Below are 12,171 nucleotides of genomic sequence, written 5' to 3' on the forward strand. Positions count from 1 at the left end.
AAGGGCCCGAATTGCCTGCGAGGGAGCCCGAGTGACCACCACCACCTTCCAGTACACCGACGTGCTGCCGCTGGGTCCGGACCACGAGACCGAATACCGGCTCGTGACCGCCGAGGGCGTCCGGGTAGTCGAGGCCGCCGGACGGAAGTTCCTGGAAGTCGACCCCGAAGCGCTGACGACGCTCGCCCGGACCGCGATCAGCGACATCCAGCACCTGCTGCGCTCGTCGCACCTGGCGCAGCTGCGCGCGATCGTCGACGACCCCGAGGCCAGTGGCAACGACCGGTTCGTCGCGATGGACCTGCTGCGCAACGCGGCCATCTCGGCCGGCGGTGTCCTGCCGATGTGCCAGGACACCGGCACGGCGATCGTCATCGGCAAGCGCAGCCAGGGGGTGCTCACCGGCGGCAACGACGAGCAGGCCCTGGCGCGCGGCATCTTCGACGCCTACCAGGAGCTGAACCTGCGTTACTCGCAGATGGCGCCGGTGTCCTTCTGGGAGGAGAAGAACACCGGGACGAACCTGCCCGCGCAGATCGAGCTGTACCACAAGGACGGCGCGGGTGACCCGGGCTACGAGTTCCTGTTCATGGCCAAGGGCGGCGGCTCGGCCAACAAGACGTTCCTCTACCAGGAGACCAAGGCCGTCCTGAACCCCAAGCGGCTGGCGAAGTTCCTGGACGAGAAGTTGCGCAGCCTCGGCACCGCGGCCTGCCCGCCGTACCACCTGGCGATCGTGGTCGGCGGCATGTCGGCCGAGTACAACCTCAAGGTCGCCAAGCTCGCCTCCGCCCGTTACCTGGACAACCTGCCGCGCGAGGGCTCGGCGCTGGGGCACGGCTTCCGGGACACCGGCCTGGAGCAGCAGGTGCTGGAGATGACCCGGCAGTTCGGCATCGGCGCCCAGTTCGGCGGCAAGTACTTCTGCCACGACGTGCGGGTCATCCGGCTGCCCCGGCACGGCGCGTCCTGCCCGGTCGGCATCGCGGTCTCCTGCTCCGCCGACCGCCAGGCCAAGGCGAAGATCACCGCGGACGGCGTGTTCATCGAGCAGCTCGAGCGCGACCCGGCGCGTTTCCTGCCGGACGTCACCACCGAGGACCTGTCCGACGAGGTGGTGCAGGTCGACCTGAACCGCCCGATGGACGAGATCCGCGCGCAGCTGTCGTCACTGCCGGTCAAGACCCGGCTGTCGCTGACCGGTCCGCTCGTGGTGGCGCGGGACATCGCGCACGCGAAGATCGCCGAGCGTCTGGAGGCCGGCGAGGAGATGCCGCAGTACCTGCGCGACCACCCGGTCTACTACGCCGGCCCGGCGAAGACCCCGGACGGGTACGCGTCCGGCTCGTTCGGGCCGACCACCGCGGGCCGCATGGATTCCTACGTGGAGCAGTTCCAGGCGGCCGGCGGGTCGATGGTCATGCTCGCCAAGGGCAACCGGTCCAAGCAGGTCACGGAGTCCTGCCGGCGGCACGGCGGGTTCTACCTGGGTTCGATCGGCGGCCCGGCGGCGCGGCTGGCGCAGGACTGCATCAAGCGGGTCGAGGTGCTGGAGTACCCGGAGCTGGGCATGGAAGCCGTGTGGAAGATCGAGGTCGAGGACTTCCCGGCGTTCATCGTCATCGACGACAAGGGCAACGACTTCTTCGCCGAGACGTCGGAGCCCGTGCTGCAGATCAGCTTCCGCTCCTAACGCCGGTCTGCCCCGGAAAAGTCGGAAGGCCGGGCCCACCCCGACGGACCCGACCTTCCGGGGCACGCGGCCGGGAGCGCAGGGCACCCCGCCGCGAAGTTCTACCGACCACAGGACGTGGAGAAGTCACGACACGTTGCTTCCACGGTGACGTGACCTGCGTCATAGGTCAACGCTGCCGATCGGGTAGTTCGTGGATCACCGGGGCCACGCCACGTGGCGGCGTGGCCCCGGTGCTGCCCATGCACTTGGCGAACAACGCGCCGCGACGGCTCTTACTGGACCGCCAGGAGCGGGACGGCGATCGTGACCGTGAACCCGTCAGCTGGATGTTTTGACAGGCGCGCTGTTGCGTCCGTGACGTCGACCGCTGAGCTCGGCGTCGAGTGTTTCCTGAGCCACACGCATCGCCTCGGCGTATACCGGGTCCTGCAGCCGCGTCCACATCCCTGATACGCCCTCCGCGCTGTCCGAAAGCGTTGTCCGCCAAAGGGGTGACGACATGGCCGCCGGCTGTGACAGCTTGCGAGAACGCCGCGTCCGCGTCGGCGACGAAAACACGCAGCAGACTCGGCATGGTGGGCCAGTCCGCGTGTGGGTCGAAGGCCAACACCACGGTGTCGCCGACCCGGATCTCACCGTGACCGATCAAGCCGTCCTCGGTCGCCACCCGCCCGAGCTCCTCACCACCGAACGCCTGGGTGACGAAGTCGAGGAAGGCCCCTGTGTCGTCGGTGAAGACCCAGGGTGCAACGGCGGTATAGCCCTCCGGCGCGGCGCTGGTCTGTTCGGGCATCGTGGTCCTTTCGCTGATGTCGGTCGCGGACAACAACGGTAGGGACGAGATAGGTCAGATCCTGACCTGGAAAGCCTCGAACTCGGACACGATCCTTCCACGCCCAGGCCCCGACCACCGCGTTCTCCAGCGGGGTGGTCGGGGACCACCGCAACCGGATGCTGCTGTGGGCCCTGACCAGCGAGAACACCGACTGCTCCGGGTGCTCGCCCGCGGCGGGCACACCCGGTCATCGTTCCCGGCTGTGCCCACTGCGCCCACTGCGGCCGCACCGGGCGAGCCCTGCCGCACTGCCGCCCGGAAGGTCTACGTCCGCCGCGCCGATGGCACCGGCCTGTGCGGCCGCTGCGCACCGCGCCCTGCTACCGCTGCCAGCGGGCTTCCCGTCGTGAGGATCACGGAACCGGCGCAACGCCGGGTAACGGTCAGCTGGCGTAGGCGCGCAGCCGCTCGGCCCGCTCGCCCTGGCGCAGCTTCGACATGACCTCGCGCTCGATCTGGCGGACCCGCTCGCGGGACAGCCCGAAGTGCTTGCCGATCTGGTCGAGGGTGCGCGGCTGGCCGTCGTCGAGGCCGTAGCGCATCCGGATCACCTGCTGCTCCCGATCGTCGAGCGTGGCCAGCACCCGGCGCAGGTCGTCCTGCAGCAGGCCGGAGATGACGGCGCTCTCGGCGTCGGTGGCCTCGGAGTCCTCGATGAAGTCGCCCAGCGGTGCGTCCTCGTCCGTGCCGACCGGCATGTCCAGGCTCACCGGGTCACGGGCGTGGTCGAGCAGGTCGGACACCTTGTCCACCGGGATGCCCGACTCGGCGGCCAGCTCCTCGTTGGTGGCCTCCCGGCCGAGCTGCTGGTGCAGGTCGCGCTTGATCCGGGCCAGCTTGTTGACCTGCTCCACCAGGTGCACGGGCAGCCGGATGGTCCGGCCCTGGTCGGCCATGCCGCGAGTGATGGCCTGGCGGATCCACCACGTCGCGTAGGTCGAGAACTTGAACCCCTTGGAGTAGTCGAACTTCTCCACCGCGCGGATCAGACCCAGGTTCCCCTCCTGGATCAGGTCGAGCAGCGGCATCCCCCGGCCGGTGTAGCGCTTGGCCAGCGACACGACCAGTCGCAGGTTGGCCTCCAGCAGGTGGTTCTTGGCCTGGTGGCCGTCGCGCACCAGCGCCTCGAGCTCCTTGCGGCGCTGTGCGGTCAGTTTCGGCGCGGTGTCGAGCATGTGCTGCGCGAACACCCCCGCCTCGATGCGCTTGGCGAGCTCGACCTCGTCGGCGGCCGACAGCAGCGCGGTCTTGCCGATCCCGTTGAGGTACACCCGCACGAGGTCCGCGGCCGGGCCCTGGGCGTCGAGATCCGCGTCGAGGTTCGGCGAAGGGCGTACGCTGGACTCGACGGGCTCGATTTCGGGCTCGGGGACCTCACGAGTCGGGCGCTCGAGAGTTTGTACTGACATGTTCTGCCTCCCCGGTCACGGGCGGACACGTTCGGTGCGTCACACCGGCTCCTGCGCCGCGTGGGTGAATCCTGTGGAGTGCTCCACCCCCGCGTGCCCAGCTCGTCGGCTGGACAATGGTTCCAACGCCGGTCGTTGCCGAAACGTTCCCGCCTCCTCCACTTCGAAGACGGCGGAACACCGGACGGGGTTGCTCGACCAAAGCTGAGGTTTTGCTGAGAGACCCGTTGGGCGGGCAGTGGTTCAGACCTCTACGAGTACCGTGAACGGCCCGTCGTTCACGCTGTGCACCGCCATCATCGCGCCGAACTTCCCCGTGGCGACACGGGCTCCGCGCTCGCGTAGCTCCGCGACGACGCGGTCGAACAGGGTCAGCGCCGCCTCCGGGCGCGCCGCTTGCGTCCACGATGGACGGCGTCCCTTCCGGGTGTCGCCGTAGAGCGTGAATTGGCTCACCACGAGCAGCGGAGCCCCGGCCGTGGCGCAGGACTGCTCATCGCGCAGGATGCGGAGCTCGTGCAGCTTGCGTGCCATCGTGACCGCTTTGTCTGCGGTGTCCGAAACGTGCACACCGAGCAGGACCAGCAGACCGGGCTCCCCGATCGCACCGACGACCTCGTCGTCGACGGTGACGCGCGCCTCCGTCACGCGGGCCGCGACGGCCCTCACACCGCCTCCAGGAACCCGTGCCGCACCAGCTCCCGCACCAGCGGCAGCGCCGCGCCGGCCAGCTCGTCCTCGTCCAGGCCGTGACCGGCGGCGAGCAGGGACAGCAGGTCCGACAGCGGCAGCGCACCGCGGCAGCCGGCCAGCAGCGCCGCCACCGGCTCGTCGACCTCGTGCTGCCAGCCCGGCCCGTCGGAGCGGTGCAGCCGCAGCACCGTGGTGTCCCAGCCCTCGTCGCCGGGCGCCGCCACCCGCTCCAGCAGCACCGTGTCCGGCACCCGGAACCGCGTTCCGAGCAGGTCGTGCCCGTGTTCACGCAGCCAGCTCACCCGGTCCAGCCACGCGCCCGCCTCCGGCCCCAGCGGGTCGTCGTAGGCCTGCCGCAGGTCCTCGCACACCACGGTGGGGTGCGTCGCGTCCGTGCGGCGCAGGGTCACGAACCCGAATCCGACACCACGCACCGCGTTCCCCGCGAACCAGTCGAGCCAGTCCGCCGCCTTCGCCCGGCCGCGATCGGAACGGGGATCGATGCCCGCGTCCCGCAGCCAGGTGCCCACGTACAGACCTGGATCGGCGACATCGCGCTGCACGAACCACGCGTCGGTGCCCGGCGGGAGCCACCGGCTCACCCGGTCGGCCCAGTCCTCGCCCTCGACGTGCAACCAGGAGGCGAGCAGCTGCCCGGTGCCACCCTCGGTCAGGAACCCGGGCAGCTGGCGGACGACCAGCGCGCTCGCGTCGTCACCGCCGCCCAGACCGGAGTCGCGGTAGGTGTAGTCGACCCGCGGCGGTCCCACCACGAACGGCGGATTACACACGATCTGGTCGAACCGGCGGCGCGCAACCGGGGCGAACCACTCACCCCGCACCAGCTCCACCTCCAGCTCGTTGAGCCGGAACGTCGCGTCCGCCAGTGCCAGCGCGCGCTCCGACACGTCGGTTGCGGTGACCCGCCGGGCGTGCCGCGTCGCGTGCAGCGCCTGCACCCCGTCGCCGGTGCCCAGGTCCAGCAGGGTGTCCACCGGACGGCGCGTGGTGGCGCGGATCAGGCTCAGCGACGCGTGCCCGACGCCGAGCACGTGGTCGCCAGGCACCTCCGCGCCCAGTACGTCCGCGTCGAGGTCCGACAGCACCCACCAGGACCCCTGCTCGTCGCCGTGCGGGCGCACATCGAGGCCGGCGCGCAAGTGCTCCGGGCCGCCCCGGAGCAGCCCGGTGGCCATGGCCTCGTCGAGCGGGGCCGGCGCCAGCGCCGCACGCACCGCGGCTTCCGGCTCGGCCGAGCCCAGCAGGAACAGCCGGATGAGCGTGCCGAGCTCACCGGCATCCGCGCTGGCGCGGAAGGCGAGCTCGGGCTCGCCGCGGCCCAGCGCCGCGTGCGCCGCCCCGCCCAGGGCGCCGATCACGCCGTCGGCGTCGTAACCACTGCGGCGGAACGCTTCGCGCAGCCGGGCCAGGAAGTCGTGGGAGAACCGCGGAATGCTCACGGTGGGTGATCCTCCCACGCGGGCCGTCCCGGCTGTGCTGTGATGGCCGGATGACCACCGCCGACCACGCAGGTCCGCTCGCGGGGCTCGACGAGCTCCTGCCGGGCCTGGAGGAGCTCTACGTCGACCTGCACCGCCACCCGGAGCTGTCCTTCGCCGAGCACCGCACCGCCGGCAAGCTCGCGGCCCGGCTGCGCGACGCCGGGTACGAGGTGCACACCGGCATCGGCGCGACGGGCGTGGCCGGGGTGCTGCGCAACGGCGACGGCCCGGTGGTGATGCTGCGCGCGGACATCGACGCGCTGCCGGTCGCCGAGAAGACCGGCCTGCCCTACGCCAGTGAGGTGCGTGCGCCGGGACCCGGCGGGGACGAGGTCCCGGTCATGCACGCGTGCGGTCACGACATGCACGCGACCTGGCTGGACGGCGCGGCGCGGCTGCTCGCCGCGGGCCGGGACGGCTGGCGGGGCACGCTCGTCGTGGTCTACCAGCCGGGCGAGGAGGCGGGCGAGGGCGCGGCGGCGATGGTGCGCGACGGCCTGTTCGACCGGGCCGGCACCCCCGCGGTGGTGCTCGGGCAGCACGTCGTGCCCGGCCCCGCCGGCTGGGTGCTGACCCGGCCGGGGGTGCTGATGGCGGCGACCGATTCGCTGCGGATCGTGCTGCACGGCCGCGGCGGGCACGGGTCGCGCCCGGAAACCACGGTCGACCCGGCGGTGCTGGCCGCGTCGGTCGTGATGCGGCTGCAGACCGTCGTGTCGCGCGAGGTCGCCGCGACCGAGCAGGCCGTGGTGACCGTCGGGTCCATCCGCGTCGGCAGCGCGCCCAACATCATCGCCGACGAGGCCGTGCTGGAGGTCAACATCCGCACCTTCGACGGGCAGGTCCGCAGCCGGGTGCTCGCCGCGGTCGAGCGCATCGTGCAGGGCGAGGCGGCCGCGGCGGGCGCGCCACGGCCGCCGGAGATCACGCCCATCGCGACCTTCCCGGTCACCACCAACGACGAGGTCGCGAACCGCACCCTGACCGAGGCGTTCACCGGCCACTTCGGCGCCGACCGCACCATCGAGGCACCCCTGGTCACCGGCAGCGAGGACTTCGGCGAGTTCGGCCGGGCCGCCGGTGCGCCCTCGGTGTTCTGGCTGGTCGGCGGGCTGGACGCGGACCTCGTGCTCACGGCGATGGGCGAGGGCCGGTTCGAGCAGGACGTGCCGTCCAACCACTCGCCGCGGTTCGCACCGGTCCTGCACCCGACGCTGCGGACCGGGGTGGAGACGCTGGTCGTCGCCGCGCTCACGTTTTTGTCGGTGGGTGCTGGCAGGCTCGGGGCATGACCGGAAGCTCCCCGATCCCCGCCGCCAACTTCGCCCGGTTGTGGGCCGAGGACACCCGCCCGCCGCTGCCCAAGACCGGTGACGAGCGGGAGATCCTCACCGCCTACCTCGACTGGCACCGGCAGACGTTCGAGCTCAAGTGCGCCGGCGTGCCGCCGGAGCGGCTGTCCGAGAAGGTGATCCCGCCCTCCGGCCTGACCCTGCACGGCCTGCTGCGTCACCTCGCCGGTGTCGAGCGCTGGTGGTTCCGCATCCAGTTCCGCGGCGAGGACGTCCCGCTTCTCCATTACTCGGACGACGATCCGGAGCAGGACTTCGAGCGCCTGGAGGGCGACCCGGCGGAGGCGCTCGGAGCGTGGCTCGCCGAGTGCGAGCAGTCCCGGCGGATCGTCGCCGACGCGCCGTCGCTGGACGTCACGGGCGTGCACGCGGCCTCCGGTGAGCCGGTCTCGTTGCGCCGGGTCGTCGTGCACGTGCTCGCGGAGTACGCGCGGCACAACGGTCACGCCGACCTGCTGCGCGAGCGGATCGACGGCAGCACCGGGTACTGAGGAGGAGGGGAACGTGACCGACGCACTGGCTCTCACCCGCGCGCTGACCGCGGTCGACACGGTGGGCCACGCGGAGAGCGCGGCTCTGGAGGTCGTGGCGCCGCTGCTGGCGGAGGCGGGCTTCCGCACCGAGGTGTTCGAGCACGAACCCGGCCGGGGCACGCTGGTCGCCGAGTGGGAGACCGGGCACGACACGCCTCCGTTGTGCCTGTCCGGGCACGTGGACACGGTGCCCCTGGGTGGCGCGCCGTGGCGGCGCGACCCGTTCGCCGGCGAGACCGACGGCGACCGCCTCTACGGGCGCGGGGTGAGCGACATGAAGGCCGGCGTCGCGGCCATCGTGACGGCGGCCGTGTCGGTGGCCCGGTCCCGTCCCCGCCGGGCCGGGCTGCGTCTGGTGCTGACCGCGGCGGAGGAGACGGGCTCGCAGGGTGCGCGGTTCGTCGCGGACCGGCTCGGGCGCAGCGGTCCGCTCGTCATCACCGAGCCGACCGCGAACGCGGCGTTCCACGGGCACAAGGGCGCGCTGTGGCTGGAGGCACTGGCCACCGGGGTGACGGCGCACGGGTCGATGCCGCACCTGGGGGACAACGCGGTGGTCAAGCTCGCGGCGGCGGTGACCCGGCTGGCCAGGCACGGGTTCGGGGTCGAGCCGCATCCGGTGATGGGGCCGCCGACGCTCAACGTGGGCACGTTCACCGGCGGCCTGAACACGAACTCGGTGCCGGACCGGGCGGTGGCGACGGTGGACGTGCGGACGGTGGCGGGCCAGGACCACGCCCGGGTGCTGGAGTCGCTGGCCGCGGCAGCCGGCGAGGGGGTGGCGCTCACGCCGCTGGTCGACCTGCCGCCGGTGTGGACCGATCCGGGCGACGAGTGGGCGGCCTCGGCGGCGGCGATCGTGCACGAGGTCACCGGCGCGAGCAGGGCGGTGGCGACGGCGACCTACTTCACCGATGCTTCCGTGCTGACCCCGGCGCTGGGCGGCGTACCCACGCTGATCTGCGGTCCGGGTGAACCGGAACAGGCGCACGTCACCGACGAGTGGTGCTCGGTCACCCGGCTGGCCGAATCGGTGGAGATCCTGAAGCGGATCTGCGCCGGGTGGTGCGGGATCTGACACGACCCGAGTGTCGCCGGGCCGGGCGGAGTGGCAGCATGGAGGTGTCAGGAGGTGGTCGCGTGAACAGGTCCCCCCGCGGTACCGGCGGCGGCGAAGACGCACCCGTTCTCATCACCGAGGCCGCCCCCTCGTACGACGACGAGCATGCGGCCCGCAAGCGCAAGTACATGATCATGATGGGCATGCGCTTCCCGTGCCTGGTGCTGGCCGGCATCTTCTACCACACCTGGTGGCTGGCCCTGCTGTTCATCGTCATCTCGATCCCGCTGCCCTGGGTCGCGGTCCTGATCGCCAACGACCGGCCGCCGCGCAAGTCGGAAAAGGTCAGCCGGTTCCACCGCACCGCGAAGGCGATCGAAAACCGCGAACACCGCATCATCGACGGCTGACCCGCGCCTCCCATCGGCCAAGCCACCGCCACAACCGGCAAACTCGGCAGCCGGAGCACCCAACACACCACCGCAGGCCGCCAACACGCGGCCGCGAGCAGCCAACACGACGCCGCAGGCGGCAAACACGCGAGCCGGAGCGGCCAACGCCGCCCGCAGCGGTCAACTCACCGCCGCGAGCGGCAAGCACGTCACCGCGAGCCGTCAACACGCCCGGCCGGAGCGGCCAACTCACCGCCCTAGCCGGCAAACACGCCGCGGTGGGCGGCAAACACGACGGCGGGGCGTGATGGCCCGTCCGGGCGGCGTGTCTGCCGCTCCGGTCGGTGTGTGGGCCGGTGCGGGTGGTGAGTTGGCGGGTTGCGAGGGGTTGGTCAGGGTTGTGCGCCGACCTTCGTGACGGCCCGCGCGCCCAGCCGGACCCCCGCCCGCAGGGCGTCCACAGTGGACTCGCCCGCGAGCCAGGCCGCGAGCACGCCCGCGTCGAAGGCGTCGCCGGCGCCCGTGGAGTCCACGCACTCGGCCTCCTCGGCGGGCACGCTGACCGCACCTTCCGCGGACACCCACGTCGCGCCGTCCAGGCCGGACGTCACCACCACCGCGCCGACCACGTCCAGCAGTGCCTTCGCCGCGGCCGGATCGGCTGACCCGGTCAGCGCCAGCAGCTCCGCGGTGTTGGGCATCAGCAGGTCGGTTCCGCGCACGTCCGCCAGGAACGCCTGCGCATCGGTGATCAGGGCCGCCGCCTGCGGGTCGACCGACGTGGTCAGCCCGGCCTCCTTCGCCGCCGCCAGGGCGGCCAGCCCGGCAGGCCGGGACGACGGGTCGAGCAGCACGTACCCGGACAGGTGCAGGTGGCCGGCACCGGCCAGCGCCGCCGGTGAGACGTCGGCGGGGGAGAAGCGTGCGTTCGCACCCCGGTCGGGCAGCATGCTCCGCTGACCGGAGCCGTCGACCAGCACCACGACGCAGCACGTCGGGGCCACCTCGTCCACGGCGAACGCGCACGACACGCCGGAGGACTCCAGTTCGGCGCGCACCAGCCGCCCGCCGGCGTCGTCCCCGATCCGGGCGATCAGTGTCGTGTCGACACCGCTCGCCGCGAGCCACGCGGCGGTGTTCGCGCCGGCGCCGCCACTGGCCAGCCGCACCCGTGACCGCGAGTCGCCGCCGTGGACGATCGGCCCCTCGTGCCGGGCGACGACGTCCAGCCCGGCGTCGCCCACCACGACGACCTTCACGACAGCTCCACCGCGACCTCGGCCGCGACCCGCGCGTTGGACACCACCAGCTCCTCGTTGGCGTCCAGGCTCGCCCCGCCGCTGGCGGTGTGGAAGTGCTCCAGCAGCACCGGGGTCACGTCCTTGCCGTGCACCCCGCGCGAGGACAGCAGCTCCAGTCCCTCGGCGAGCAGCCGGTCGTGCAGCCCGGCGTCCATCTCCGCGCCGGCCGGGATCGGGTTGGCCAGCAGCACCCCCGAGCTCGCGTACCGCCGGTGCGCGGCGACCACGGCCGCGGCCGCGGCGGGGTCGTCGACCCGCCACGGCACCGAATAGCCGGAGGTGCGCCGGTAGAAGGCGGGAAATTCGCCGGTCCGGTACCCGAGCACCGGCACCGAGTTGGTCTCCAGCACCTCCAGGGTCGCGGCGATGTCCAGCACCGATTTCACCCCCGAGCACACCACGAGCACCGGCACCCGCGCGAGCACCCCCAGATCCGCGGAGACGTCCCAGGACTCGTTCGCCCCGAGGTGCACCCCGCCGAGGCCGCCGGTCGCGAACACGCCGATGCCGGCCGCGTGCGCGAGGGCCGAGGTGCTCGCCACGGTGGTCGCGCCGGAGCGGCCGAGCCCGATCGCGGGCCCGATGTCACGCAAGGACAGCTTGTCCAGGCCGGCGTCGGCCGCGCACACCCGCTCCAGCTGGGCCCGGGACAGGCCGGCGTGGGCGACCCCGTCCAGCACCGCGATCGTGGCCGGCACCGCGCCAGCCGCGCGCACGGTCTCCTCCAGGCGGTTCGCGACGGCGAGGTTGCGGCCCGGCGGCAGGCCGTGGGACAGGATGGTGCTTTCGAGCGCGACGACCGCCCGGCCGCTGTGCACGGCGTCGGCGATCTCGTCGGAGAGGGTTATCGGGGGTGTTCCGGTCACGAGGGACCATCTTCACCGACGGGGCCCGGTGAAGTCCCAGCGGGTGGGCGACCCGCCGAAGTCGCGCCCGTCGAGGCCGAACACCCACCGGGGCCGCACCCGCACGGTCGCGTTGACGTCCGGATCGAGGAACTCGGGGCCGTAGCCGGTCCGGTACTTGGCGTTCACCGCGTCCAGGAACGCCTGCCTGGACACGGTGTCCCGCACGACCCGTGCCGTCCCTTCGGCGACGACCGGGTTGAGCGGGTCGTCCGTCGAGATCGTCACCGCCGGGTTGGCCAGCAGGTTGCGCACCTTCCGCGCGGAGCGCGCGGAGGAGAACCACAACGCCTCGTCGAGCCACACCGCCCACACCGGCATCAGGTGCGGGCGGCCGTCCGGCCACACCGTGGCCACCCAGTAGTCGTGGGAGTCCCGGAGCCGCTTCTCCGCCCACGACCAGGGCAGCAGGCCGGTGCCCTGGTCCGCGGGCAGGGTCCCGTACCCCGGCATGTGCGGGCGGGTGGTGCGGGGAAAGGTCATCGGCGGGCCC

Annotated in this window: 12 protein-coding genes; 5 read left to right on the forward strand and 7 right to left on the reverse strand. The window is 72.3% G+C overall.

Features of this window, described 5'->3' with window-relative positions; translation table 11 throughout:
- Window positions 1-31: 31 nt before the first annotated feature.
- Window positions 32-1,693 carry a FumA C-terminus/TtdB family hydratase beta subunit gene (locus FHX45_RS25295; protein ID WP_167106899.1) on the forward strand — a complete coding sequence of 554 codons (1,662 nt, stop codon included), beginning with the start codon at window positions 32-34 and terminating at the stop codon, window positions 1,691-1,693.
- A gap of 169 nt (window positions 1,694-1,862) precedes the next feature.
- Here FHX45_RS25295 and FHX45_RS25300 read toward each other — a convergent pair whose 3' ends face one another.
- The 4 genes from FHX45_RS25300 to FHX45_RS25315 form a co-directional block, all read right to left on the reverse strand.
- A complete protein-coding gene (locus FHX45_RS25300; protein ID WP_208406116.1) occupies window positions 1,863-2,489 on the reverse strand; it encodes a VOC family protein in 627 nt (208 codons plus the stop codon).
- Between the two features lie 425 nt (window positions 2,490-2,914).
- The gene (locus FHX45_RS25305) at window positions 2,915-3,940 is read right to left on the reverse strand and encodes a sigma-70 family RNA polymerase sigma factor (protein WP_167106902.1); all 1,026 of its coding nucleotides are present in this window, start codon (window positions 3,938-3,940) and stop codon (window positions 2,915-2,917) included.
- Window positions 3,941-4,183: 243 nt separating this feature from the next.
- Complete coding sequence (dtd, locus tag FHX45_RS25310; protein ID WP_167106905.1) at window positions 4,184-4,609, reverse strand: D-aminoacyl-tRNA deacylase; 426 nt, start codon at window positions 4,607-4,609, stop codon at window positions 4,184-4,186.
- On the reverse strand, window positions 4,606-6,093 hold the full coding sequence (locus FHX45_RS25315; RefSeq protein ID WP_167106908.1) for a DUF7782 domain-containing protein: 1,488 nt from the start codon (window positions 6,091-6,093) through the stop codon (window positions 4,606-4,608). Before FHX45_RS25315 ends, dtd begins: the two co-directional genes overlap by 4 nt.
- A 50-nt stretch (window positions 6,094-6,143) precedes the next feature.
- Here FHX45_RS25315 and FHX45_RS25320 point away from each other — a divergent pair, with 50 nt between their 5' ends.
- From FHX45_RS25320 to FHX45_RS25335, 4 genes are read left to right on the forward strand one after another with little or no spacing between them, the layout of a single operon-like run.
- Window positions 6,144-7,427, forward strand: coding sequence for an amidohydrolase (locus FHX45_RS25320; protein ID WP_167106911.1), 1,284 nt, complete (start codon window positions 6,144-6,146; stop codon window positions 7,425-7,427).
- Complete coding sequence (locus FHX45_RS25325) at window positions 7,424-7,978, forward strand: DinB family protein (protein WP_167106914.1); 555 nt, start codon at window positions 7,424-7,426, stop codon at window positions 7,976-7,978. The genes FHX45_RS25320 and FHX45_RS25325 overlap by 4 nt, the downstream gene beginning before the upstream one ends.
- A gap of 13 nt (window positions 7,979-7,991) precedes the next feature.
- Window positions 7,992-9,098, forward strand: coding sequence for a M20/M25/M40 family metallo-hydrolase (locus FHX45_RS25330; RefSeq protein ID WP_167106917.1), 1,107 nt, complete (start codon window positions 7,992-7,994; stop codon window positions 9,096-9,098).
- A 38-nt stretch (window positions 9,099-9,136) separates the two neighbouring features.
- Complete coding sequence (locus FHX45_RS25335; protein ID WP_208406118.1) at window positions 9,137-9,490, forward strand: DUF3099 domain-containing protein; 354 nt, start codon at window positions 9,137-9,139, stop codon at window positions 9,488-9,490.
- Window positions 9,491-9,864: 374 nt separating this feature from the next.
- Here FHX45_RS25335 and FHX45_RS25340 read toward each other — a convergent pair whose 3' ends face one another.
- The 3 genes from FHX45_RS25340 to FHX45_RS25350 are packed head-to-tail and all read right to left on the reverse strand — an operon-like array spanning window position 9,865 to window position 12,161.
- Window positions 9,865-10,731 carry a PfkB family carbohydrate kinase gene (locus FHX45_RS25340; protein WP_167106923.1) on the reverse strand — a complete coding sequence of 289 codons (867 nt, stop codon included), beginning with the start codon at window positions 10,729-10,731 and terminating at the stop codon, window positions 9,865-9,867.
- Window positions 10,728-11,639, reverse strand: a complete 912-nt coding sequence (locus tag FHX45_RS25345) for a pseudouridine-5'-phosphate glycosidase (RefSeq protein ID WP_167106926.1) — start codon at window positions 11,637-11,639, stop codon at window positions 10,728-10,730. The genes FHX45_RS25340 and FHX45_RS25345 overlap by 4 nt, the downstream gene beginning before the upstream one ends.
- A 12-nt stretch (window positions 11,640-11,651) precedes the next feature.
- Window positions 11,652-12,161, reverse strand: a complete 510-nt coding sequence (locus FHX45_RS25350) for a pyridoxamine 5'-phosphate oxidase family protein (RefSeq protein ID WP_167106929.1) — start codon at window positions 12,159-12,161, stop codon at window positions 11,652-11,654.
- Between the last annotated feature and the right edge of the window lie 10 nt (window positions 12,162-12,171).

The organism is Amycolatopsis granulosa, assembly GCF_011758745.1.
GTDB classification, from domain to species: Bacteria; Actinomycetota; Actinomycetes; order Mycobacteriales; family Pseudonocardiaceae; genus Amycolatopsis_E; species Amycolatopsis_E granulosa.